At 33.8% G+C, this 24,468-nt stretch carries 23 protein-coding genes; 9 read left to right on the forward strand and 14 right to left on the reverse strand.

The features are described from left to right. Position 1: 1 nt before the first annotated feature. The 10 genes from ATO12_RS19980 to ATO12_RS20015 form a co-directional block, all read right to left on the reverse strand. Positions 2-1,216: a hypothetical protein gene (locus ATO12_RS19980; RefSeq protein ID WP_131248868.1), complete on the reverse strand. Its 1,215-nt coding sequence runs from the start codon at positions 1,214-1,216 to the stop codon at positions 2-4. Continuing rightward, entirely contained in the window at positions 1,191-2,204 is a 1,014-nt protein-coding gene (gene gwsS, locus ATO12_RS19985; RefSeq protein ID WP_034245646.1) for a grasp-with-spasm system SPASM domain peptide maturase, read from the reverse strand. The genes ATO12_RS19980 and gwsS overlap by 26 nt, the downstream gene beginning before the upstream one ends. Beyond that, positions 2,201-2,413 carry a hypothetical protein gene (locus ATO12_RS19990; protein WP_034245648.1) on the reverse strand — a complete coding sequence of 71 codons (213 nt, stop codon included), beginning with the start codon at positions 2,411-2,413 and terminating at the stop codon, positions 2,201-2,203. Before ATO12_RS19990 ends, gwsS begins: the two co-directional genes overlap by 4 nt. Beyond that, on the reverse strand, positions 2,385-3,416 hold the full coding sequence (locus ATO12_RS19995) for an MvdC/MvdD family ATP grasp protein (RefSeq protein WP_034245652.1): 1,032 nt from the start codon (positions 3,414-3,416) through the stop codon (positions 2,385-2,387). Before ATO12_RS19995 ends, ATO12_RS19990 begins: the two co-directional genes overlap by 29 nt. A 100-nt stretch (positions 3,417-3,516) precedes the next feature. Continuing rightward, positions 3,517-3,663, reverse strand: a complete 147-nt coding sequence (locus ATO12_RS26190) for a hypothetical protein (RefSeq protein ID WP_160170050.1) — start codon at positions 3,661-3,663, stop codon at positions 3,517-3,519. Positions 3,664-3,729: 66 nt separating this feature from the next. Continuing rightward, positions 3,730-3,876, reverse strand: coding sequence for a hypothetical protein (locus ATO12_RS26195; protein WP_165583420.1), 147 nt, complete (start codon positions 3,874-3,876; stop codon positions 3,730-3,732). A 299-nt stretch (positions 3,877-4,175) separates the two neighbouring features. Continuing rightward, on the reverse strand, positions 4,176-4,448 hold the full coding sequence (locus ATO12_RS25110; protein ID WP_131248869.1) for a DNA-binding protein: 273 nt from the start codon (positions 4,446-4,448) through the stop codon (positions 4,176-4,178). 345 nt (positions 4,449-4,793) lie between these two features. Continuing rightward, positions 4,794-5,273 carry a hypothetical protein gene (locus ATO12_RS20005; protein WP_034245654.1) on the reverse strand — a complete coding sequence of 160 codons (480 nt, stop codon included), beginning with the start codon at positions 5,271-5,273 and terminating at the stop codon, positions 4,794-4,796. Positions 5,274-5,884: 611 nt separating this feature from the next. After that, positions 5,885-6,109: a hypothetical protein gene (locus ATO12_RS20010; RefSeq protein ID WP_034245657.1), complete on the reverse strand. Its 225-nt coding sequence runs from the start codon at positions 6,107-6,109 to the stop codon at positions 5,885-5,887. An 11-nt stretch (positions 6,110-6,120) separates the two neighbouring features. Next, positions 6,121-6,375: a hypothetical protein gene (locus ATO12_RS20015; protein ID WP_034245659.1), complete on the reverse strand. Its 255-nt coding sequence runs from the start codon at positions 6,373-6,375 to the stop codon at positions 6,121-6,123. A gap of 224 nt (positions 6,376-6,599) precedes the next feature. On the opposite strand from ATO12_RS20015, the gene ATO12_RS20020 reads away from it, so the two are divergent. From ATO12_RS20020 to ATO12_RS26205, 5 genes are all read left to right on the forward strand, one after another. Then, a complete protein-coding gene (locus tag ATO12_RS20020) occupies positions 6,600-8,405 on the forward strand; it encodes an AraC family transcriptional regulator (RefSeq protein WP_034245661.1) in 1,806 nt (601 codons plus the stop codon). Between the two features lie 136 nt (positions 8,406-8,541). Further along, on the forward strand, positions 8,542-8,697 hold the full coding sequence (locus tag ATO12_RS26200; protein ID WP_165583421.1) for a hypothetical protein: 156 nt from the start codon (positions 8,542-8,544) through the stop codon (positions 8,695-8,697). A gap of 256 nt (positions 8,698-8,953) precedes the next feature. Next, a complete protein-coding gene (locus ATO12_RS20025; RefSeq protein ID WP_051575972.1) occupies positions 8,954-10,210 on the forward strand; it encodes a hypothetical protein in 1,257 nt (418 codons plus the stop codon). A 43-nt stretch (positions 10,211-10,253) separates the two neighbouring features. Beyond that, positions 10,254-10,382, forward strand: a complete 129-nt coding sequence (locus tag ATO12_RS26610) for a hypothetical protein (protein ID WP_262482604.1) — start codon at positions 10,254-10,256, stop codon at positions 10,380-10,382. Between the two features lie 148 nt (positions 10,383-10,530). Beyond that, positions 10,531-10,671 (forward strand): hypothetical protein, encoded by a 141-nt coding sequence (locus ATO12_RS26205; protein ID WP_160170052.1) that lies wholly within the window; start codon positions 10,531-10,533, stop codon positions 10,669-10,671. Between the two features lie 459 nt (positions 10,672-11,130). Here the strand turns inward: ATO12_RS26205 and ATO12_RS20035 are convergent, their stop codons facing one another. The 4 genes from ATO12_RS20035 to ATO12_RS20050 all read right to left on the reverse strand — a co-directional run bounded on the left by ATO12_RS20035 (position 11,131) and on the right by ATO12_RS20050 (position 18,453). Beyond that, positions 11,131-12,579 carry an alpha-amylase gene (locus tag ATO12_RS20035; RefSeq protein WP_051575973.1) on the reverse strand — a complete coding sequence of 483 codons (1,449 nt, stop codon included), beginning with the start codon at positions 12,577-12,579 and terminating at the stop codon, positions 11,131-11,133. A gap of 28 nt (positions 12,580-12,607) precedes the next feature. Beyond that, on the reverse strand, positions 12,608-13,720 hold the full coding sequence (locus ATO12_RS20040) for a SusF/SusE family outer membrane protein (RefSeq protein WP_034245666.1): 1,113 nt from the start codon (positions 13,718-13,720) through the stop codon (positions 12,608-12,610). A gap of 31 nt (positions 13,721-13,751) precedes the next feature. Then, positions 13,752-15,422, reverse strand: a complete 1,671-nt coding sequence (locus ATO12_RS20045; RefSeq protein ID WP_034245667.1) for a RagB/SusD family nutrient uptake outer membrane protein — start codon at positions 15,420-15,422, stop codon at positions 13,752-13,754. Positions 15,423-15,525: 103 nt separating this feature from the next. Continuing rightward, entirely contained in the window at positions 15,526-18,453 is a 2,928-nt protein-coding gene (locus ATO12_RS20050) for a SusC/RagA family TonB-linked outer membrane protein (RefSeq protein ID WP_034245669.1), read from the reverse strand. 335 nt (positions 18,454-18,788) lie between these two features. Between ATO12_RS20050 and ATO12_RS20055 the strand changes: the two genes are divergently transcribed. The 4 genes from ATO12_RS20055 (at position 18,789) to ATO12_RS20070 (ending at position 24,412) form a co-directional block, all read left to right on the forward strand. After that, entirely contained in the window at positions 18,789-19,811 is a 1,023-nt protein-coding gene (locus ATO12_RS20055) for a LacI family DNA-binding transcriptional regulator (RefSeq protein ID WP_034245672.1), read from the forward strand. A 129-nt stretch (positions 19,812-19,940) separates the two neighbouring features. Then, a complete protein-coding gene (locus ATO12_RS20060) occupies positions 19,941-21,323 on the forward strand; it encodes an MFS transporter (protein ID WP_034245674.1) in 1,383 nt (460 codons plus the stop codon). Then, positions 21,323-21,985: a beta-phosphoglucomutase gene (pgmB, locus tag ATO12_RS20065; protein WP_034245677.1), complete on the forward strand. Its 663-nt coding sequence runs from the start codon at positions 21,323-21,325 to the stop codon at positions 21,983-21,985. The genes ATO12_RS20060 and pgmB overlap by 1 nt, the downstream gene beginning before the upstream one ends. 120 nt (positions 21,986-22,105) lie before the next feature. Then, positions 22,106-24,412 carry a glycoside hydrolase family 65 protein gene (locus ATO12_RS20070; protein ID WP_034245680.1) on the forward strand — a complete coding sequence of 769 codons (2,307 nt, stop codon included), beginning with the start codon at positions 22,106-22,108 and terminating at the stop codon, positions 24,410-24,412. Positions 24,413-24,468 lie beyond the last annotated feature (56 nt).

Genomic DNA, 24,468 nt, shown 5'->3' on the forward strand with positions numbered 1-24,468 from the left:
ACTAAAGTTGAATTAAGTTAAAATCAGAAACTTCTTTTTTAGTAATTACTTTATAATTTTTATCTCTAAGGAGCATTATATATTTCTTTGCAGGACCTAAGTAAAGACTCATTTTTGTTGATTCGATCATAAATTGCTCATATGGAATGGCTTTATCTTTATGTTTTTCATACTCCTGTTTTATATAAAACTGAATTAATGTATTTGTATTTACATATTCATTGTTAAGTATAACATCAATCTTTTTTTTGCCTAACTCATTATGCAGGTCTTCTACTTTTTTTGGGTAAATCAGGCACATGTCATAGACTCCTTTGAACTCTTCAGGGATATAATATGTAGCATCAAGCATGGGTAGAGCAACTGCATTTAGGTTTTCTTCATTTATCATTTCTGTTTGATCTATGGTTAATGGATCTATACCATATTTTGTTTTAAGAATAGAAGCCATCCACTCATTCGCTCCTCCATGACCGGATGCTATCGGTTTTTCTGCAATGTGCGAATATCCAGCCAATACCAATATATTACCTGGTTCTTTAGTTATGATATTAACAAGGTTATCGGCCTGATTTTTTTCTCTAATAGCGATGCTCATATTATCTACTATTTCCTTACTTTCATAAGGGAGTACTTTATAACCCAATTCGAGTGCTTTTCTTACCAGATTTGCAAAATAGGGTTCTTTGGTATAAGTTCCTGATTTACTTATAGGGTATTTTCTGCTATTTAGTTTTTGATCCTCCCATGCCAGTGTTTCTAGAGCTAAAACAGTAAAACCTTGTTTTTTTAGATCTTTAAGAAACGTTTCTACATATACTCTATGATATGGATTATGATGTTCTTCATTAAACATCACTACCTTTTTTGAGATCGTCTGTTTTAAAATTTCCTGCTTAGCTTCTTTTACTACTACATTAAGATCGGTAATCTTTTTTTTAGGGATAGGAGAGGTGGTTATTTTATTAAACAAATGAAGAGTAGTATAATATTCATTTTGCAATTGTTTCTTAAACGGATGATCCAAAGTATCCTTTTCTAGTAATAGATAAGGCGCTATATAATTGATATCTCCTGTTTTAGAAACAAATTCTTTATTAGATTTTGTAGATAAAGCCATGATCTCTTCTAATTGAGAAAAGGAAGGCGTATACAAACACCATACTATAAGTAGCGTAATGCAATCTCTTTTACCAATTCGGGCTATCGGGTTCATATTCACAATGTTTAGGTTTTTCATAGAGTTCATTTTCTTTAAGGTAAGCTCTACAATCGGTACAGACTTTTCTAAATTCACACGTTTTGCAAACACTTATTTTATCTTTTGTTATATTCCAATATTTTTTAAAGTCGGGAGTACTTAAGATTTCATCAAGATCTGAAGAATCAATTTTTCCGAAATCATTAGCCATAGAGGGACAATTTTTTATATTTCCGTTAACATCTACTGCTATTTTTTTATAAAGACATGTATTATAATTTTCTCCTATGTAATAAGTTATAGGAGAAACATCAAAATAGAAAGGCATAATATAACCACAAAAATCAGAAGATACAATTTTCTCTGATGTATATATGTATGTTATAGAATCGATCTCTTCGACCTTATCCTTTTGATCATAACTATGAAAATATACCATAGAGACGCGGTTAGAATACTTAAGTATTTCATGAAAACTTTTAAAAGACGCTTTATTGTATTTTAATAAGATTTCTACATGTCTAAATGAGGTGTTTTTAAATAAGGAAACGAGATGTTCTAATGTATTAGTATCCATATCACAATCGTATAGTCTTATTTGAATATTGTCACAACCTATAGTATTGATTTTATAAATAGCGTTAGGCACATCGTAAGTAGAATTTGTATCAATGTCTATTATTGCAGAAAGTAACTTTTTTGGAGATTCATAAGTTTCATCAGAAGAGATAAATGATAGTATTTTTTCTGACAAAAAAATAACCTCTTTGTCGATTAAAAAATCAAAATATTGTTCTATAACTTTTAGGTCTTTGAAATCGTAATTTTTTTTGAGAATATCTGATACTTTTTTTCCTTTAAATTCATTGACCAAATCTATTAATTCATTAGGGATAAGCTCAATTCTGCTTCTATGTAAATCAGATAAAGTTCCTCTTTTTTTTCCTTTAACCAGTTTACAGGTGCTATATACATTAATATATAAATCGGTATTCAAATTCATAAGTTGATTTTTAATTTGGATAATAATGTTCCGGTTTTTTGGCAATTAAACCTTGCAGTCCTATATTTTTTTACTTCATCTGCATATCTTCTTTCAATAGGTGGTTCGATATTCTTATTAACATTTACAATAGCTTCTTTATTAGATATTAAAAAACCAAATAGTAAACTATTCCTATTTTTAAACCTCTTGTATTCTTTTAATTTCATCGTTTTCTTTTAAAATTTGAGCAATTATTTTTTCAATTTTTAACCCCAAAACATCAGAAATACCTAAAAATTGACCTACGGGATTAATCTCAAGAAAATAATAATGACCGTTAATATCTTTTATGATATCTATTGAACCAAAATTCAATTGTAAACGTTCCATTAATAGAATAATCTTTTGTACTAAATTTTCGGGCAAACTAATTAATTGTAATCTATTGGGTTTTTCATCATCATAATGTCTGTAGTCAACCTTTGTTTTTTCATTTGATTGAGAGAAAATGCCTGTTGCAAATATTTGATTTTCAATATAAATAACCCTGATTTCAAATTCTTTACGAATCTCTTTTTGAAAAAGTGATGGCGTAAAAAAATCTTGGGATAAAGAAAGAAGAGTTTCATGAGTCACCTTATTAGTCATTGTAGATATTCCAAAATCTGACCCCAATATTAATCCACCTTCTTTACTAGCTTTTGTAATACAGTTCTTGTTGGTGTGGATAAAATCACTTAAATGATTAAGATTGTTAGTTATTAGTGTATTAGGGATCTTAAAACCGATTTGCTTGGCTACTTTTAAAACTTTAAATTTATCTGAACCTGACTTAGAAGGTTGATTTAACCAATATTTGTCTTTTAGTACTTCTTCTATAAGATTATAAACAGCCCTTATTTCTGATTGATGATGTCTGTTTAATTCTTCTAAAAATTTGTAATGCTCGATAGTTGAAGGAGGCTCCCAAAATCTTTTTTCGATGTCCCAATCAAATGATCTTCTAAACCATACGGCATTGATCATATCACTATCAAAAAAGATATCCTCATATTGAACTGTAAAATACCACTTTGTCTTGGTATCATCCAAATGAAAGTTTATGATACATTTACCATTGACTAAGTCTTCTCCATTTAGTCTAAAGTACTTCACATCATAATAATGTAACCAGTCCATGACTACATCTGTAGTTATTTCTGCGCTTTCTCTACTTAAAATAAGAACCATATTCGATAGGATCTAAAGTTTGTATATAGTTTTATGTTTTGTTTTTAAGGTGCTGCTTATAAAACAGCACCTTATTATGTTTAAAAAACAATATGTAGGTTTATACTGGATCTGGATCACAGATGTCACCATCATGTAGTACATGATCACCTTTACGTGTATATTGACAAGTAGCTCCCCCACCAATAATAGCTCTTAGATTATTAATTTTGTGCGAATCAAAAAATTTATCATTTATACTTTTCATGATTTTAAAAATTTTAGTTTTTCCTACTATGTTAAAGGCTATTCGGATGCTGCCTGAATTATTAAACTATTGCATTTCTGGATCAGATCGATCTCCATCATGTATTATATGACCATCGTGGCTACACATTAAACAAGTGTTTCCGCCTCCAATAATCGCTCTTAGGTTGTTGATTTTTTTTGAGTCAAAAAATTTATCATCTAAACTTTTCATGATTTTTAGAATTTTAATTTTATACCTACTCTAATAAAGGCTTTTCGGTTTCCGCCATACGTTGCGCAACGTGTTTTTTAGTCTTGTTGTTTATTGTCTGATGTTTGATGTCCGAGGTGTTATTTCTAGCTTCTGACTCCTGATTTTTCGCTTTCACATTTTTTATTTAGTATTGAGATCAACGTTTTACTGTTTTTTACTTTCATATATCAATCCACTTCGACAGGCCTGTCCTGAGTTTACCGAAGGGCTCAGTGTGACCTTATTCGATATTTTCTACTTTTATAGGCGTCATTTTTCTAGCTCACAAAAGGATGTAGCTTTTTATGTTTTTGCTGTCTTGGGTAAAACCCGAATGTAAACCCTACTGCTTCTGCATAAACAAAGCTTTGTATGGCAATATCATATTCTATAGGGGCGCCCAGGGATTTCATGGTATTAATAATACGGTACAATTTGGTTTTAGAGATTCCTAATCGATACGCAAGATCATCTGGTGATCCTGTGGCTTGCAGGCGAATAAGTTGATCAACTCGTTCTATAAGTTCAATCTGTTTGATAATGATGTTCATAATGTGTTTTCCCTTTATTTTGTTTTTTTGCAATTGTTTAATCCCTCGAGGTCAAAATTTGGTGGTTACTGTAGGATTTTCGACCTCCCGGGTTAAAATTTGAACCCTTTTACTTAAAATTTGTATGCTGCTCATCAGTGGTTTGGTCTTTTTGACCTTCTGTTGGATCTTTTTGATGAAAATTTAGACTGTCGAGGCTCAATGTTGGGTGTCATAAGTCTAAATTTGAGCCTCTGTACCCTAAAATTAGAGATACGACACCCAATTTTGGGACCCCAATCTCTAAATTTGAGACGTCCGAGCCTAACGGAACGTCTTTTTGACCCATCAGAAGGTCTTTTTCACCTATTCTTCTGTATTGTCTGACTTTGGGATACTTCTGGTACGATTAAAAAACTGCTTCAGCTCAGCTACTTTTTCGGTAAAACCGGGTTTTCCTGCTCCTTTGCTATATTGCGAATAGGCATAATCATTAAGTGCATCCTGGTAATTATCATAATCATGCAGGATTTTTGTACTTTCTAATCGATAGGCCAGGCTTTCTAAACGACCCAATAAGTTTTCTGCAAATACACGAGCTTTATAATCTTTTTCAAACTCTTCCCAGTCTACATCTGGAGAACTAAGCGTACTACTGTTTTGGCGGTAGTCCCAAACCTTATTTACAAATAATTTATTGGTCTCATTAATGGCTTTATAGCTCCCTCGTTCCTTTTCGGTTAGGGCTGCTAGTTTATTGGTAAACATAGCTTCTAGTTGTGCTACTAATTGTTCTGCCTGATCTCTTTCCTCTTGTGTTAATAAATCTTGAATGATGTTTCTCATTGTTTTGTTGTTTGTATTTTGTTGTTTGTATTTTGTTGATTGTTGATAGTTTTTTGTTGTCCGGTGTTTGATGACCGAAGTCTGATGCCCTAAGTCTGATGTTTGATGTCCGATGTCCGAGGTGTTGATTTCTAACTTCTGACCCCTGACTTCTGACTCCCGACTTTTATAGTACTTGAGTATTTGAGTATGTGAGTATTCGATATTCTTATAAACTCACTGGCTCATTGACTCACAAACTTTTACATTTATCATTTTGCAGTTTTACATTATAGAAAAAGAAGTAGGAGCAATTAAAAATGGGATTTACACAAACTCAACTATGCTTAGCTATATAAATTACTCCTACCTTTTCCTTTTTTATTTCTTAGCTTCCAACACCCATCATCTGACTTCTGACTCCTTTCACATTTCAATCCACTTCGACAGGCTCAGTGTGACATTATTCAGTATTCGTTATTCAATATTTTTTACTTTCCATTTTCCATTTAGTTCCAAAGTTTCAAAGAATCTAAGTTTTGATTGTAACTAACCTCGGACTCCTGACTTCTCACTTTTATATTTCAATCCACTTCGACAGGCTCAGTGTGACATTATTCGATATTCGTTATTCAGTATTCTTCATTCTTCATTCGTAATTCTTCCAGTATTCTCTGTTCTATCTTACTCATCATATAGTACATTATAAGCACATCCTGGTCTATTATTTTTACCTTAGGGTTAATAAGGGCAAGTACTTTATATACGACCTCTCGGGGAGCTTTTGTTCTTGCTATTAATTTGCGATGTACCAAAGCTTTTTGTGTGCTACATAGTTGATCATAATGCATAAACATAAGTAGGTGGTTTATGATAAAATTGGGGGGCTACACCAACTATTTTTGGGGTTAAGCAATAGTATATTGCGTGCTTTATAAATCAATTGTATGGCTTCTTCGCTAGATATCCCTTTGGTATATAGTTTATTAATCCATCGATAGAGTAGCATCTCATATGGGCTATGATGTGCCAGGTTATATATAAAAGTATCCATAGTAAAGTGTAACGTTTTTAAGATATCAGACATAAACTGGTATTTACTGTTATATACTGAATAATCCATAGTTGGTTGTTTTTTGTTGAGTCAAATATAACAGGGAGAATTACGTTAGTGCAAGAGGAAGGTATCGATATTCATGAATGTCGAGAGGTATAAATAGAGTTTAATTATTTATAAATAAGATTGTTGTGTGTGGTTTGTGAGAGGCGCAAACATGATATAGTATATTTATACTCAATAAGTCATCTAAAAATAAAGATAATCGCATTTACCTGATTACGTGGTTTGTGCTATTATTAATAGATGGAAAAGAAAAAGGTTTTAGTATGCTTTTTAAATACAGATGTTTTTCGATGTTTAATGAAATTAAAGAACAAAAATTATTAAGTTTTCTTTTCTTCTTAATTTTTTGTAGTTCGGTGTACCCACAACTAACTATAAGAGATGAAATCCCAGACTCAATCTTAAATAAATCTTATAGAGAAATTACAAATCTATTAGTTAAATCATCAGGAGATTCAATCAAAAAAATATTATATAGTAATGCCTTGCTTGAAAAGTCTAAAAAAGAACATAATAAGCTGGAAAAAGCTAAGGCATATAGACTTATGTCGTTTAATTATATGGATAGCTTATCTTATAGGATTGCTTATCTTGATAGCTCAATTACTGCAAGTAAGAATAGTACAGATAAAAATTATCCTGCGATTACTTATTTGAATTTAGCAGCAGTATATAAAAGACAAGGAGATTCGGATAAGACACTTCAAAGTTATCTAAAAGCCATAGAATATTGTGAAAAATTTGACAACCAAAGATTGTATTACAGTACACAAAATAATATAGCTTTACTTAAACGTACAATAGGGGAAGATGAACAGGCCGCAGAAATATTTAGGAAAGTTCTAAGTTATCAGGAAACAATTAGGAAAAGGGATAAATATGCAAACAAAAGCTATTTGTTTTCTATTCTAAATTTTGCCAATACTTTGAGATCGTTGAAAATGTATGACTCCGTATCTTTCTATAACAAGAAAGGAATCCTTTTATCAAGAGAAGAAAATATCCGTATATATAATTTTTTTGTTCTAAATGAGGGGATAAACCTTTATTATAAAGGAAGATATTATGAAGCATTAGATAGTATAAAGAAAGCTACGCCTTATGTTGCAAATGATAAAAAACGTATTGAAGAATTTTTAATAAGTGGATATTTCTATCAAGCAAAAATTTATAAAGAAATTAGTAAGGAAGAAAAATTCCTGGAATACCTGAATAAAATTGATAGTTTATTTGAAAAAGGCAGATATCCCACTATAACATATCAAAAATGTTACAAGGAATTAGTAAGGTTTTATAGAGAAAATGGAACCAAAAATAAAGAGCTTATTTATATAAAAAAACTTTTAAAAATAGATAGTACTCTGACTAAAAATTTTAAATCTATTAGTAGACAAATAACAGATGATTATGATACTCCAAATTTGTTAAAAGCAAAAGAAGAATTAATAAATGAATTAAGGGAAGAGGATCATAAAAAAAAGTCAACATCAATAATTTTAATAGTTATTATCTGCATAGTTCTGTTAGTGTCGCTATCAGTTTATTTAAGAAATCGTAAATACAAAAGAAGATATAAGGAATTAATAAAGGCAAATCAACCCAATAATCAGCTAGAAGGCAGAAAAAATATAAGAAGAGAAAGTTTTTCGAGAGATATTGGGATATCAAAAGAGGTTATAGATTCAATCTTGTTACAACTTCAAGAATTTGAAGATAATCATGATTATCTTTCTACAAAGGTGACGGTAGGTTATGTAGCAAAAAAATTTAAAACAAATTCAAGATATATATCTAAAATAGTAAATGTATATAAACAAAAGAGTTTTACTGTATACATAAATGAACTTAGGATTAATTTTATTACTGAAAAACTTAAAGAAAATCAAAAGCTAAGAAATTATACTTTGTCTGCAATAGGTAAGGAAATAGGATTTAATAATGCTGAATCTTTTTCTAAAGCTTTCTATAAAATTAATGGTATTTATCCTTCTTATTTTATAAAGAAAATCCAAAATGAAAATGAAAAATAAAAGAATTTTAGTGTTGAGGTTTTTATGTCTAAATTCATGAATTTAGACATTGTTTTTCATTTAAGAAGTTAAATGCATAATATTATTTTATAAATTCACAGTACTAATTTTTTGTATAACAATAATTTTTATTTTAATGAAAGAAAAGAAGAAAAGTAAAACAAAATTGGTTCTAGAGAAAATGGATATAACTAAATTAAATAATCTTATTTCCATAAAAGCAGGAAGTGAACCTACTACGGGAACCCCTACAGAAGATACGGATATCTCTTGTATACCTCCAACTGTTTAGGATAAAGGTGTTTAGTAACTTTGAAAAAGCAAAAAACTTTATGAAAAGTCTTCATTTATATAATGAAGACTTTTTAATAATTAGTATATACTCATTTTCTTGTGGATTCTATATTTTGATCTGATCTATATAAAAGGTGTGAAATGGTGTTAAGAGAAGATGCCAAAGAACTAGCCCCTTTCTCAGAGCTCTCAAAAAGTGGTAAATGCGTATAATGCTCTATTATTGGCAAAGCAATTATCTAAAAATAAAAACTATGATTACCAACAATAAAATTTTACTTAGATTTTTACTTCTCTTTTTTGGATTGTTAACCTTTCCGTTTCCTATAAATATCATTCCTAAGTTAGATGTTGTACAAGACCCTATTGTTGATTTATATCATATTATAATTCCCTGGATAGGCAAGAATATCTTACAATTAGATTATGAGATCACTGTGTTTACCAATGGTAGTGGAGATACTACCTATGATTATGTATTAGTATTATTTTTTATCGTGGTAGCAGCCATAGGTACCGTTATATGGTCATTTTTTGATAAAAAAGAAAGGGATTATGAGCAACTTAATTATTGGTTTTTGGTATTTCTACGATATTATGTTGGATATGTAATGCTTTCTTATGGTATTGTAAAAGTAATTCCCTTACAATTTCGAGAGCCTTCATTTTATAGGCTTTTACTACCCTATGGGGAATCTTCTCCTATGGGATTAGTTTGGACGTTTATGGGAGCATCAAAAGGATACACTATAATTAGTGGTTTAGCTGAAATGATTGGAGGGCTATTGCTTTTTCACAGAAAAACGGTGATACTTGGTGGAATGATATTAATACCGGTATTGACAAATATTGTGTTGATCAATTTTTGTTATGATGTTCCTGTAAAATTGTATTCATCAGAATTACTGATCATGCTACTTCTTATTATGGCACCTCACTTAAAACGATTACTTAATGTTATTCTTCTTAACGCCCCAACAATACCTATTCAATATAAGGAGCCATTTACGATAAAAAGACGACTACAAATAAAAAATGCTGTAAAATGGATCGCTGTAGTTTTTTTCCTTTATTCTACTATTGCAGATGCTATAGAATCCAGTAAAAAATATGGGCCTAGTGCTCCTAAGCCGCCTTTGTATGGCTTATATGAGGTTACCGATTTTAAAGTCAACTCTAGAGAGATACCACCTATTCTTACAGATACCATACGATGGAGGTTTGTATCTATTGAATGGTTAAAATCTATACGGTTATATAGAACAGATATGTCTGGTAAAAATTATAAATCAAAAATCGATACGATCCGCAAAAAAATAGAGTTAGCACATCGTAAAGATTCTACAAAAGTATATACTTTAAACTATAGTAGAACAGATTCGACAATGCATATCCAAGGTGTTTTTATGAAGGATACGATTGATTGTAAAACAAAAAGATTAGACAAAAAAGATTTTTTACTTACCGGAAGAGGTTTTAATTGGATTAATGAATATCCTTATAATCGATAAAAAATTATGTATGAAACTCGTTGTACATTTTAAAACAAATAATATGAAAAAAGCGTCAATTCGAGTGATTTTTCATAGTGAAACGAAGAAAAATTGCACTTCGACAAGCTCTGTAGAACTATCGAGAATAGCTTTTTTGACCCCAAGTCATTCACAAAAAATTACACCATAAGAATCATATCACCCTTATATCATAGCGATCTAATACCTACCTATTAGGCCCTATAAACACTACAATAAACAGAGAAAACCATTTTTGGCATCATGATTGGTTATATATTCATAACAACAACAAAAAAATTGAATAAAAACACATTGTTATGAAAAAGAAATTACTATTAAAAAGTGCATATATCCCTAAGAGAAAAACTGATAATCCAGTAGATTGGATGCAGTATATTAATGCAAAAACACGAGAAATACGATACGGTACACATCACCCATTATTGGGTAAAGCGTAGTTTTGGTTATGAATGTATACTATAGATTGATGTGTTATTTAACCTTACTTAACGTAAATTTGATATAAGGCTTTTCTTGAAAATTCACTTGTCTTCGATACAATTTTCTATCGAAAATCACTCTGACTGACGTAAATTTTCTAAAGCTGAACTCACATTAATTTGAGGTAAATTAGAGTAAAGACTGGGATCCATTGTAAAACAACAACTTTAGTATGGATTCCGGCCCTGTTTTTTAACAGAATGACAGGGCAAACGCTCGTCAGTTCGAGTGCCACGCTTTTGGGTGTGGTGTATCGAGAACCAATTTGTATTTTTAGTATGGATCCCGTTCTTCAACGGGATGACAGTGCTGGAGTGATAGAAGATTGGGATGATAAAAAAACACATAAAAAAAGAGTGCTGAAAAGCACTCTTTTGATGGGTATGTATGGGCTAATTATAAAGAATGATGTACTATTATTCTTTGGTCACAGACCATATAGCATATCCTCCTGCAGGTGCCTGTAGTGTGGCATTACCTTCTGCATCTGTAGTAGGAGTTGCTCTAGAATTATCGGTATAGTCAACCAGGGTTTTGTTTGCCCAGTTGGTTTTTACAACGCGTTGTTTTGATTGTTTACTAATATTCATGTATAGAATTAGTCCCGGGTTATCACCGCTACCACTTCTTTTCATGATATATTCATCTTTATTGGTTTCAAGTATTTCGACATCACCAACGGCTAATGTAGTATAGATCTGGATAAGGGTTTTTAGTTGCCCTTTAAAAGCTTCATAATCAAGATAAAAAATAGTTGGATATCCATCATGAGTAAGGATATAAGAGTAGGCGAGTAGCTTATTGTTATAGCTTATTCTATTCTCGGGATTAACATCTTTTTCGGTATCATGATTCGCTACAAAAGTAACAGCATTAGCTGGGTCTAGTTTTCTAAGCATATTATCAGCTTCGCCTAAAGCAGTAAGGTCATTGGCTCTGTCGAGGGTTTCGTCTAATCTGTAGAAACATGCAAAATCAAAAGCAGGTGATCCAGATGCATCTACCCAGTCTTTTAGTACCTGTTGGTTACCATCAAAATTTTCTCCTACAGAGAATCCACCAACTTTATCATTCCAGGATTTCACCCATTTTGGAGCAAAACTCTTTACATAATCAAAACGCCATCCATCAAAACCAAGGGTTTTTTTATAAAATTCTGCAACAGAATCATCTCTACCCCATAACCAATCCTGTACATACTGCTGATCATGGCAAAGATCTGTTTCGGCAAAAAACAAAGCCTGCTCATCATGATCATGAATATCATTAGGGTGAAAATGCTCGTTAGAGCGGTTAAATTTACCAGAGGCATTTCCGTTTGATTCGTTAAATAAGGAATACACTTCGGTACCCCCGCGAAATGGGTTGGCTTGTTTTCCTCCTCCAGAATTATGTCCCATCACGATATCGGCAATTACCTCTATATCATTAGCATGCGCTTTTTGTATAAGATCTTCTAATTCTTGCCTGGATCCAAAACGAGTTTTTATGGTACCATGCTGGTCAAACTCACCAACATCAAAATAATCAGAAGGGTCATATCCCATAGATAAACCTCCCGAAGCACCTTTTCCTGGTGCAGGAAGCCATATTCTGTTAATTCCCGAAGCTTTATAGTCTTCAATCCTTTTGCTTACTTCATTATACCATTCTCCTGCAGGTTCTGTATCCCAATAAAAAGCTTGCATAAATACACCAGCATTTTCTTTTTTGCGGACTGTCAAATCCATTTTTAGAGATTGACTTGTGATTATGGGTGCTGCATTGTTTGCAGTATCGTCATCATCAGAGCAACCGGTCAATCCAAGAACCAACCCTCCTAAAAGGAGGATGGTTTTGGTTGATATTTGTGTTATTTTCTTCATTTCAATTTTTTAAGTGAATACCAATTTATTATTGAATGATAAAAACATAACTTCCGTCTAAATCATTGAACCATACGTTATAGGTTCCTGCAGCAACCGGGATATTAGGCCCACCAGCGGTAGCATATCCGGTTATTGCTGTATCCGCACCCCAGTTTACATCCCAGGCGTTATTAGCTCTAAATTTGGCTTCACCATTGGTTAATACAATCCCATTGATATACCATAAGTGTGGATCAAAAGCAGATTGTGTAAGATCGGTATCATTATCCCATCCTCCCGGAGTAGAATCACCGATAATACCAATACCCTGAGCGGTATAATCAGTTGCACCACTAGCATCAAATGCATTAACAGTATATGTTAAATCCTGGATATTTACATCGAGTGTATAATAACCTTCTGCAGCAACAGAGAATGTATCGGGATCAGAACCAAGAGTTTCGCTACTAGCCAAACTACCACCGCTTAATCCCCATTGTGGTTGCCATTGTCCTAATACTTCTAAGAATTTGAAGGCGATATCACCACCACCTAAAAATTTACCAGTGAATTTAAATACATTCTGGTTATTAGGATCTCTTACTAATGCAGGGTTGTTATTATTGTTATCCCATCCTGCTGCAGTTGCACTACCCACTAAGAAAAGATCTTTTTGAGGAAGTACAGTGGCATAAGGAGTAACGGTTAGAGAGGTAACATTAGAGGTAATAGCGCTTCCACCGTTTGTTCCGATAGAAGAGATTACACGTAGATCTATGGCTCCTTCTTTATCAGGCTCTATTCCTAATCCGATAGCAAGGTTGTTAAGTTCTGCGATGGTCCAGTTATAAAAACGATCAGTAGTTGTCGCAATAACAGCAGGATCTAAGGTTGTTTCAAAATTTGTACCTCCCAAACCGGCTTCTATAGTATACGTGATAGGAGTATTGATATTATATCCTGCATCTTCCCAAACTAAAGTAAATGCACGTTGATCTGCCAAATCTTTAACAAGACTAACTGTAGAATTAGCAGTTACAATTAATGGCCCTTCTGTTTGTTCGTTTTGAATAACAAATGTTGGTTCTTCATCTTCTACACACGCATTGAAGCAAAGTGCAGCGATGCATGCAAATAGTAGTATTGATATTTTTTTCATGACTGAGTAAATTAAATTTGTAATCGTTGTTTTAGAATCCAGTATTCTGTCCTAGGTTAGGATTAGCAGCTCTACTGGATGCCGGAACCGGAAATAGTTTAAAATTATCTGAGATTGAAGACCCGTTAGGTGTTCCTCCTTTATATCTCCAGTTATACGTCCCACCGGTATACTTACCAAATCGGATTAAATCTTGTCTTCTGTGAGCTTCCCAATATAACTCCCGGGCTCTTTCGTCAAGGATAAAATCCAGGGTGAGTTCAGCATCCGCAATATTTCCAGACATATCTCCAAATGCTCTTTCTCTAAGCGCATTTACATATCCCAGAGCAGTAGCTCGATCACCGCCACCATTTCTAAGATGAGCTTCTGCATACATTAAATAAGCATCGGCTAACCTGAATAAAGGAAAATCGGTATCAACAAATCTTACACTTTGTCCGGCTTCACCGGTTGACTTTATGTTAGAGTATTTAGAAACCAGATAGCCTTTAGAGAAATCTGTAAAATCAGATCCTATTTCGATAGGTCTGTCTACAGGAGGATCTGTATTTGCAGGATCAGAACTAATATCCTGGGTCACCAAAGTATTTCTATTATCATTTTGAAAAACCGGATCGGTAACAAATAGCTCAGAGAATTGTCTTCTGGCTCTATATAGTGTAGTAAACCCTTGCACTCCTAATGATGCAGGAGTAGGTTTAAAACCATCTGCGTTTTGTTGTCCCTGGATAATAATGGATGCACCACCAAAGTTTCTTACGTTAGCACCGTCACCAACAATAGGAAATATGATTTCGTTTTGAGCACCATTAGCATCGTTATCAGCAATAAAGTTATACAGGTAATTAGGGGTTAGTGAATATCCACTATTGATAATCTCCTGTGTTGTCTGTAAACATTCTGCATAACGACCATTACCTGCTCCCAAATACACTTCGGCATTGAGATAGATCTTAGCCAAAATCATTTTTGCCACTCCTTTATCAGCACGTGCATAGTTTTGACCAGGGTTTACATCTAATAAATCTGCATTTGCTTCGAGAAGTTCTTTTTCTATATAATCGAATAAAGCCTGACCTTTAATTTCCTGAACTCGTATAAATCCTACAGCATCATTTTCTGTTGCAAAAGGAGCACGGCCATACAGGTCCATAAGATGGTAGTAAGCTAATGCTCTTAATACACGGGCTTCTGCTCTAAAGGTTTTAATTTCGGTTCTAAGCGTTGCAGATACACCTCTCTCATCTAATTTGGCGTCTGTGGTTTGGCGCAAAAATTCGTTTGCAAGAGAGATTTCAAAAGTTGCTCTTGCCCAAAAACCAAGAACAATAACATTATTGGCATCCCATGTATTTCTCTGGATCTCACGAATACCAGGGTCATTCTCGTAGGTCCATATTACTTCATCTGTAGATACATCTTGCATACTAAACAAACCACGAACATATTGACTGGTTCCGGCATCGATACCAGCAAGGTTGGATTGATTAGGGTCACCATTGGCATCTACATCAAGACCAACTAATGATAAGTTTGCATATACTCCGCCAAGAGCCTTCAGGTAATCTTCTCGAGTATTAAATACATCACTCGCCAGTAAATCATCATCATCTTCTAATTCGATATCCAAATCCCCTTCGCAAGAGGTGAAGATACCTATGGATAGAAATGCGTATAAAAAAATCTTATATAATTTCATCTGTTTTTTTTTAATTGTTTTTATTTGTCAGATGGAATTCGCCATTGAACATGTCGGTTGGGATCAACTCAATTTGAATGGCTCATTTCATTTCTTAGTTTTTTTAGTATTTATAATTTAAACCTAGTAGGAGTGATCTTCCTCTAGGGAAAATAGTATTGTCTACACCATTATTTTGGATTTCTGGATCTAACCCAGAATAATCGGTAATAACAAATGCGTTTTGCACTCCAGCCCATAACCTAAGACTGGATACTCCTTTCATAAGATTTCTGATCGTATATCCTAATGTAATGTTGTCCATTCGAAGAAATGAAGCATCTTCTACGTAATAGTCAGAAAGAATAACATCTGATGTATTCTGAAAATTAGTATCTACTATTGATGTTGGTGTATTATTAAATACAGTTCTGAATATATTACCTCGTTGTGCATTTGAAGAAGCAACATTATTATATATTTCATTACCGATATTAGCTCTCATACTAAAACTAAAATCAAAATTCTTATAACTAACACTAGATTGAAGTCCCATGATTAAATCTGGAGTACCTTTACCAGAAATGTATCGGTCATTATTATTAATGATCCCATCACCGTTAAGATCTGCATATGCACCTTCTATAGGTTTACCATTAGTATCATAAATTTGTGCATAGGTAAAGAACGAGAACGGAGCCTCTCCTTGTCTATGTATCTGGATAGTATTACCTGTACCACCACCAATACCAGTGGTTAAGATATCCTGACCAAATGCCAAGCTTTCAATTTCTCTATCTATAAATGTTGCATTATAGCTTACATTCCAATTTAAATTACTATTTCTAATAACATCGGCACTAACAGAAAACTCTATACCTTCTGTTATAAACTTACCGATGTTCTGAAATCCTTGATTAGAAAAGTTAGCTGCATCGGGGATAGGGGCTTGAGATAGTAAATCATCAGATTCTTTTCTAAATACATCGATGGCACCACTAATTCTATCGTTCCAGAATCCGTAATCTAAACCAATGTTATATTCGGTTATTTTTTCCCATTCGATATCTTCATTTCTAAATTGTGGCTGTACAATATTGATAAGCTCTCCATCAAGAATATATTGTGTAAGCGGACTACTTCTTCTATATCGCTCTAAATATGCATAAGCCTGATCGATATCCTGCTGACCAGTAATACCATATCCCAAACGTAATCGTAAGTTACTTACTGTAGAAGAATTTCTAAGGAAATTCTCTTCACTTATTTGCCATCCAAAAGATGCCGAAGGAAAATATCCCCATCTGTTATCTTTCCCGAATCGAGAAGTACCATCTCTACGTATAGAGGCTGTTAAAAAGTATCTGTCATTAAATTTTAGATTAGTTCTTAAGAAATAAGCCAGTAATACTTCGTCTGGATCAATGGTTCTCTCTGGGACATTACCCGGATCACGCTGATCTCCTGTTTCATACTTATCTAGTTCGAATTTTTGATATGAATATCCTCCTGTAGCTTCGATGTCTAATCGACCAAGAGTTTTGTTATATTTAAGGTAAGCATCCAGAAGTCGGTTTTTTACTAATAGATCTGTATCTGATTTGAAACCTAAAAACTCTCCTTGTGTAGCATTAAAACCGGTTGCACTTTCGGTAGAACGTTCCTGGAATCTGTCTGTTTCGCTATCATCTATTCCCAGGTTTACTACAGCTCGTATATCGGGAAAGAAGTGTAATTGGTAATCGAGTTTTACATTTCCGAAGTACCGTCTTACATTAGCGATCTCTTTTGTTTGTAATAGTTGAGCCAGAGGGTTTCTCTGAACGTTGCTTGAGGCAAATCCAGTACTAGAATCTCGGTATTCAAAAAAACCTCCGTAGGGAGAACTTGAGTCAAGGACTGGCTGAGTTGGATCAAAAGTAATAGCCGCCTCTTCTACACCTGGTGCGAACCGGTTTTTTTCAAAGTTTAAGTTAGCGTTTACGTCTATTTTTAGGTGATTATTAAATAATCTTGGGTTTAAAGAAAGAGAGGTAGTTGTTCTTTCAAATTTAGATGTTTTTCTTAGCCCTTCCTGATCTGATCTTCCTATGGCAACTCTTGTAGGTAAGACTTGCATAAGAGAACCACTTACAGATAAGTTATGATCTGTAGAAAAAGCAGTTCTGTAAATCTCATCCTGCCAATCTGTGTTTGCAGTACCTAAATCAGCAACTCGAGTAGGAAAGTTTTCTGCGATAAATGCTCTATACTCATCCGCAGAAAAAACATCTACTGTTTCATGTGCACGAGTAGCACTGGTTTTAGAATCTAAACTGATCTGTAAGTTCTTTTTCCCTTTTTTGGTAGTGATAATGATCACTCCATTTGCACCACGGTTACCATAGATAGCAGCTGCCGATGCATCTTTAAGGATAGAAAAAGATTCAATATCGTTGGGGTTGATTGAAGAAAGAATAGATCTTGAACCATTGGCTAAATCTCCTGGATCATTTAGAGGTAAGCCATCTACAACAATTAATGGATCATTAGATGCATTTAGTGAAGCTCCCCCTCTGATTCTGATTTCAGAATTAGCGGCAGGTCCACCGTTAGTGTTAATGGATACACCTGCAACTCGACCGTTAAATAGGTTTTCGGGAGTAACATTGTTACCCGTATTAAAATCCTCTGATGTAACCAAAGCAACAGATCCTGTAAGATCTTTCTTTCTGGTGGCACCATACCCAATCAGGACTACCTGCTCGAGTTCTGCAGCATCTTCTTCTAATGTGATAGCTATAGTAGCCTGGCCACTATATGCTACTTCCTGAGGTATAAACCCAACATAAGAGAATACAATAATATCCTCATTGTTAACATTGTTTAAAGTATAGCGACCATCAAAATCAGAAGTTGTTCCGTTTGTGGTTCCTTGAACAATGATATTTACACCAGGAATGGGCTGACCACTTCCAGCATCAGTAACTGTCCCATTAACAGTTGACTGTGCAAAAAAGCTCATTGGTATCAACCATAATAAAAACAATGCGCTTTTGGTAAATGTTTTCATAAAAATTAAATTAGTTTTTGATTGTTTTACGTCTTATATTTTCACTTTCTGCAACCAAAGTATGTAAATTTTGTGTTAATTTTTTGTCAAGTTGTAGTCCGAACCTTACGCAAACGTTTGCGTGTGGAAAACTTTTAGAATTCTATCAAAATTTTAAGTATAATTCTGGTCATATGGCATATTTTGATGCTTACATTTGGTTTTTAGTTAAAAGATAAGAATAATGAAAAGGCTATACATTGTGATTTAGAAGTATTAAACATGTTTTTTACAATACATTTTATGTAAGTGTATATCAGATAGATCTGATCATAAAAACAATAACCAAGAAAAAGATGAAGAGAAAAGTTACATTAAAACAAATAGCAAAGGAGCTGGATGTCTCTATTTCTACAGTATCTAAAGCATTAAAAGATAGTGCAGAGATAAGTTTAGATACCAGGCAAAAGGTAAAAGCTTTTGCCAAGCTGTATAATTACAAACCTAATAATATAGCGCTAAGCCTTAAGAATAGGAAAACAAAGACTATTGGTGTTATTATTCCAGAAATTGTGCATCATTTTTTTACAACGGTAATTGGCGGGGTAGAAAAGGTAGCTAATGAAAAAGGATACAATGTAATCATATGTTCGTCTAACAACTCTTTTGATAAAGAGGTTATTAATTTAGAAATGCTGGCCAGTGGTAGTGCCGACGGATTTATCCTGTCTGTGGCCAAAGAAACACAGCTTAAAAAAGATTATCATCATATCGAAGAGACGATGAGTCAGGGTATGCCCGTTGTACTTTTTGATAGAATTATTGATGAGGTGGTGTGTGATAAAGTAATTATAGATGACGCTAAAGGAGCTCAAACTGCTACGAATCACTTGCTTTCTATAGGGTGTAAGAAAATAGCTATCCTTACTACGGTAGATTATATAAGTGTGGGTAAACTAAGAACTAATGGGTATTTAAGAGCATTAAGAGCATATGATATTCCTGAAAAAGAAGAGCTTATTCTTAAAATAGAAGATATCGATAATTGTGAAGCCGAAATTTCGGATTTTTTATTAGATAAGGATATTGATGCTGTTTTTGCAGTAAATGAATTGTTTGCAGTTACAGCAGCCAAAGTTCTTGATAGACAGGGGAAAAAAATCCCCGATGATATTTCTATTATTGGTTTTACAGATGGTATTCTTTCTAAACATTTTATTCCCAGCTTAACTACGATAAGCCAACATGGAGAGGATATGGGGATACGTGCAGCAAAACTTCTTATCGATAAATTAGAAGGGGATGATGCTGTAACAGAGGAGTATAGAACAGTAATTATTGATACAAGTCTGATTGAAAGAAAATCAACAAAAAAATAAGGAGAGACTCTTTTAATTAAAAAATTATAATATCTTTGACCTCGATCAAGACTTATATTTTCACTTTCTACTAAAATAAGTTTTGATAAGTAGTTTCGCTTATCATAGTAATAATTAAACATTTACTTGATGAACAAGCGTAAATTAAGTTTCTGGGAAATTTGGAACATGAGTTTTGGTTTTCTGGGAATTCAATTCGGTTTTGCATTGCAAGGCGGATTTATGTCTAGAATTTTCCAAACCTTAGGTGCAGAGAAAGACGCAATCCCGTTATTATGGATTGCAGCTCCTTTGACAGGTCTTTTGGTTCAACCTATTATAGGATACTTAAGTGATCGTACGTGGAGCCCCAGATGGGGTCGACGCAGACCTTACTTCTTAATTGGAGCCGTACTAAGTTCTATAGCTTTGTTTTTGGTACCACATTCTCCGGCGTTGTGGGTAGCTGCAGGATTTTTATGGATTCTGGATGCTTCTATAAATATTTCTATGGAACCCTTTAGAGCTTTGGTAGCAGATAAGTTACCAGAATCTCAACGGTCATATGGGTTTGTTACTCAAACACTTATTATAGGTATAGGAACCTGGGTAGCTAGTAATTTACCTTGGATGATTTCTCAAATGGGGGTAAGTGACGCCGCTCCAAACGGTGTGATCCCCATGTCGGTAAAAATAGCTTTTGCTATTGGGGCTTTTGTTTTTCTAGCTAGTATTCTGTATACCGTTTTTACGACTTCTGAATATCCTCCCGAAGATATGGAGGAGTTTGAACGAGAAAAGAAAAAGAAGAACCAATTTATTCCTGATATTTTGAACAATATCGGTAGTATGCCTCTTACGATGAAAAAACTAGGACTTATCCAGTTTTTTAGTTGGTTTGCTTTTTTCACCATGTGGAGTCTTGCGAATCCGGCATTAACAGAACATGTGTTTAGTACTCCTGCACCAATCGAATCCACATTTAATATGGATGTTCCAGAATCGGCTGCAGCATTCGAAAAGGCCAATACCGCATTTCAAAAATCATCAAACGAAGTTGGTCGTTATATGGGAACTTATGGATTGTCCTCTATGGCTTTTGCTTTGATATTAACTTTTTATACTTCTAGAAAAAGAATTAATAGAAAATGGGTTCACCTGGGATCTCTGGTTTTAGGAGGTCTCGGTTTTATATCGATGTATTTTATCCCTTCGCCAGAATGGTTATTTCTCTCTTTTACTTTGGTAGGCTTTGCCTGGGGAAGTATTCTGTCGATGCCATATGCGATGTTATCAAGTGCTGTAGATCCTAAAAAAATGGGAGTGATTATGGGGATATTTAACATGTTTATTGTTATTCCTCAAATTATTGCTGCTGTAGGCGGAGTTAATTTTGCTTATAAACTTATAGGAAATGAAACCATTAATGCAATGCTGGTGGCAGGAATAAGTCTAATCATTGCAGGGATGTGTAATTTGTTGATTGTCAATAAAGATGCGATAACGTATAACCCAAAAGGCGAGGTAGAGTAATGAAGAAAGCATTTATATTTGATCTCGATGGTGTTATTGTTGATACTGCAAAATATCATTTTTTGGCCTGGCAAAAATTAGCTCATAGCCTGGGGATTTCTTTTTCTGAAGAACAGAATGAACAGCTTAAAGGAGTGAGCAGAGTACAATCGCTAGAAAAGATTCTGGAGTGGGGAAACAAAACCATATCTGAAGAAAGATTTAGTCGACTAATGTCTGAGAAAAACGAGGAGTATCTCTCTTATATAGCTAAGATGGATGCCGGTGAAATCCTACCCGATGTACCAAGAATTTTAGAACATCTCATTTTAGAGAACCAGGCAATAGCTTTGGGCTCTGCAAGTAAGAATGCCAGGGCAATTTTAGAAAAAGTACAACTCTATGATAAGTTTAATACTATTGTAGATGGTACTAATGTTTCTAAAGCCAAACCAGATCCCGAAGTATTTTTATTAGGAGCCAAAGCATTAGGGATCTCACCAGAAAACTGTATCGTATTCGAGGATTCTGTTGCAGGTATTAAGGCCGCAAATATTGCTAATATGATTAGTATTGGTATCGGTAATCAAGAAGTACTACACGAAGCAGATTACGTTTTTAACGATTTTACAGAAATAAAAGAAGAATTTATAAATCAATTGGTTGCGACCAAAATAGTTTAGTAAAAAATAGAAAGCCATAGCAATTTGTCCTAAGGATGTAGAGCATAAAATTTATGGCATGTTTTAGACAGATCTATATCAGTATAGGTCTGATTACTAAAAACGAATAAAAAAGAATAGATGAATCAGGATTATATAAAACCAGATAACTGGTCAATTATTGAAGAAGGGTTTGATGTAGAACGAGTTAAGTCATCAGAAAGCCTTTTTAGTATTGGTAATGGAGCAATGGGGCAGCGAGCCAATTTTGAAGAAACATATACTGGTCCTACCTTTCAGGGAAGTTATATCGCTGGAGTATATTATCCAGATAAAACCAGGGTAGGGTGGTGGAAAAATGGATATCCAGAGTATTTTGCCAAAGTACTTAATGCTCCAAACTGGATCGGTATCGATATAGAAGTTGATGGAGAGAAATTAGATTTGTATACATGTAAATCAGTAACCAATTTTAGAAGAGAATTAAATATGAAGGAAGGTTGGTATCAACGTTCGTTTCATGCTGTTTTACCTAATAATATAGAAGTATCTGTTACCTCTACACGTTTTCTAAGTCTGGACCTGGATGAAGTTGGTGCAATTAAATATGAAATAACTCCTGTAAATCAGGAAGCGACCATAGCATTAATACCGTATTTGGATTCGGGAATTATGAATGAAGATACCAATTGGGACGATAAGTTTTGGGATACCTATAACCTGGCACACGAAGAAAATGCTGCATATATCTTATCTAAAACCATGAAAACAGAGTATCATGTGTGTACAGGAATGATGAATCAGGTATTTGTTAATGGTATACAAAAAAACGTATCTCCCAAAGTAGAAGCGAATGGCACATATATACATTTAAAATATACGCTTCAGGTTCGTAAAGGAGAAACAGCAGGCCTTACAAAATTTGGAGGCTATACAGTATCTCTTAATCATAAAGAAGAAGATCTGCAAGCGACAAGTAAAGCGATACTTAAGCAGGCTTCAGAATCTGGATTTAATACACTTTTGAATTTACAAAAGAAGGCATGGTCGAGCATATGGGAAATGGCCGATATTGTAATCGAAGGAGATGTAAAAGCACAACAAGGAATCCGATTTAATATTTTTCAACTCAACCAAACATACCTGGGCAAAGATGCAAGATTAAATATCGGACCTAAAGGATTTACAGGTGAGAAGTATGGCGGAAGTACATATTGGGATACCGAGGCGTATTGTATTCCGTTTTATATGGCTACCAAAGATCAAGGTGTGGCACGTAATCTATTAACCTATCGTTATAATCACCTCGAAAAAGCTATAGAGAATGCAGAAAAACTTGGTTTTACCAATGGAGCTGCATTATATCCTATGGTAACTATGAATGGTGAAGAATGCCATAATGAGTGGGAAATCACTTTTGAAGAAATACATCGTAATGGCGCAATGACATTTGCTATCTATAACTATGTTAGGTATACTGGTGATTATACATATGTTACAGAAAAGGGATTAGAAGTCATGATTGCGATTGCTCGTTTCTGGCATCAAAGAGCAACATTTTCTACAGAAAAAAATAAATATGTGATCCTTGGTGTCACAGGACCGAATGAATACGAAAACAACGTTAATAACAATTGGTATACGAATTACTTGGCAAAATGGTGTATCGAATACTGTATTGAAAATATTAATACCATAAAAACGCAATATAAGAGCGATTATCAATGGATTATAGAAAAAACCAATTTAAATCAGGAAGAGATCAATGCCATGTTAGAGGTGGCTGATCAAATGTATTTCCCGTATTCAGAAAAATACCAGGTATACTTGCAACAAGATGGATTTTTGGATAAAGAATTGATTACAGTAGATAATTTAGACAGGTCACAACGTCCTATTAATCAAAAGTGGAGTTGGGATCGAATATTGCGTTCTCCTTATATAAAACAAGCAGATACGCTTCAGGGGTTTTATATGTTCGAGGATCAGTTTACCAAAGAAGAATTAACACGACATTTTGATTTCTATGAACCATTTACAGTACACGAATCTTCACTTTCGCCATGCGTTCATAGTATTCAGGCAGCTGCATTAGATAGAATGGATCAAGCGTATACTTTTTACTTAAGAACTTCAAGGCTGGATCTGGATGATTATAATAAAGAAGTTGAAGAAGGATTACATATCACTAGTATGGCAGGTACATGGATGAGTATTGTCGAAGGATTTGGAGGACTTAGAATTAAGAATGATACCTTGTCTTTTTCTCCTAAAATTCCTAAAGAATGGAAAGGGTATACCTTTAATGTAAATTTCAGAAATCAAATTCTTAAAGTAAAAGTATCTCAGGAAGGAACATCATTTACTCTTGAAGGTACTAAGGAATTATTAATTTATGTAGATAATAAGGAGTTTAAAATTTCTCCCAACAGTCTGATCACTGTATAAACTATTGCTTAGAAATAGACTTTAGTAATAAATTTTGCCCCCAACCTTTTCTAGAG

This window comes from Aquimarina atlantica, assembly GCF_000626715.1.
Taxonomy (GTDB): domain Bacteria; phylum Bacteroidota; class Bacteroidia; order Flavobacteriales; family Flavobacteriaceae; genus Aquimarina; species Aquimarina atlantica.

Bases quoted from the DNA above. Each gene is read 5' to 3' on its own strand.
- ATO12_RS19980 (WP_131248868.1), bottom strand. From the start codon at position 1,216: ATGAACCCGATAGCCCGAATTGGTAAAAGAGATTGCATTACGCTACTT.
- gwsS (WP_034245646.1), bottom strand. From the start codon at position 2,204: ATGAATTTGAATACCGATTTATATATTAATGTATATAGCACCTGTAAA.
- ATO12_RS19990 (WP_034245648.1), bottom strand. From the start codon at position 2,413: ATGAAATTAAAAGAATACAAGAGGTTTAAAAATAGGAATAGTTTACTA.
- ATO12_RS19995 (WP_034245652.1), bottom strand. From the start codon at position 3,416: ATGGTTCTTATTTTAAGTAGAGAAAGCGCAGAAATAACTACAGATGTA.
- ATO12_RS26190 (WP_160170050.1), bottom strand. From the start codon at position 3,663: ATGAAAAGTATAAATGATAAATTTTTTGATTCGCACAAAATTAATAAT.
- ATO12_RS26195 (WP_165583420.1), bottom strand. From the start codon at position 3,876: ATGAAAAGTTTAGATGATAAATTTTTTGACTCAAAAAAAATCAACAAC.
- ATO12_RS25110 (WP_131248869.1), bottom strand. From the start codon at position 4,448: ATGAACATCATTATCAAACAGATTGAACTTATAGAACGAGTTGATCAA.
- ATO12_RS20005 (WP_034245654.1), bottom strand. From the start codon at position 5,273: ATGAGAAACATCATTCAAGATTTATTAACACAAGAGGAAAGAGATCAG.
- ATO12_RS20010 (WP_034245657.1), bottom strand. From the start codon at position 6,109: ATGTTTATGCATTATGATCAACTATGTAGCACACAAAAAGCTTTGGTA.
- ATO12_RS20015 (WP_034245659.1), bottom strand. From the start codon at position 6,375: ATGGATTATTCAGTATATAACAGTAAATACCAGTTTATGTCTGATATC.
- ATO12_RS26200 (WP_165583421.1), top strand. From the start codon at position 8,542: ATGAAAGAAAAGAAGAAAAGTAAAACAAAATTGGTTCTAGAGAAAATG.
- ATO12_RS20025 (WP_051575972.1), top strand. From the start codon at position 8,954: ATGATTACCAACAATAAAATTTTACTTAGATTTTTACTTCTCTTTTTT.
- ATO12_RS26610 (WP_262482604.1), top strand. From the start codon at position 10,254: ATGAAAAAAGCGTCAATTCGAGTGATTTTTCATAGTGAAACGAAGAAA.
- ATO12_RS26205 (WP_160170052.1), top strand. From the start codon at position 10,531: ATGAAAAAGAAATTACTATTAAAAAGTGCATATATCCCTAAGAGAAAA.
- ATO12_RS20035 (WP_051575973.1), bottom strand. From the start codon at position 12,579: ATGAAGAAAATAACACAAATATCAACCAAAACCATCCTCCTTTTAGGA.
- ATO12_RS20040 (WP_034245666.1), bottom strand. From the start codon at position 13,720: ATGAAAAAAATATCAATACTACTATTTGCATGCATCGCTGCACTTTGC.
- ATO12_RS20045 (WP_034245667.1), bottom strand. From the start codon at position 15,422: ATGAAATTATATAAGATTTTTTTATACGCATTTCTATCCATAGGTATC.
- ATO12_RS20050 (WP_034245669.1), bottom strand. From the start codon at position 18,453: ATGAAAACATTTACCAAAAGCGCATTGTTTTTATTATGGTTGATACCA.
- ATO12_RS20055 (WP_034245672.1), top strand. From the start codon at position 18,789: ATGAAGAGAAAAGTTACATTAAAACAAATAGCAAAGGAGCTGGATGTC.
- ATO12_RS20060 (WP_034245674.1), top strand. From the start codon at position 19,941: ATGAACAAGCGTAAATTAAGTTTCTGGGAAATTTGGAACATGAGTTTT.
- pgmB (WP_034245677.1), top strand. From the start codon at position 21,323: ATGAAGAAAGCATTTATATTTGATCTCGATGGTGTTATTGTTGATACT.
- ATO12_RS20070 (WP_034245680.1), top strand. From the start codon at position 22,106: ATGAATCAGGATTATATAAAACCAGATAACTGGTCAATTATTGAAGAA.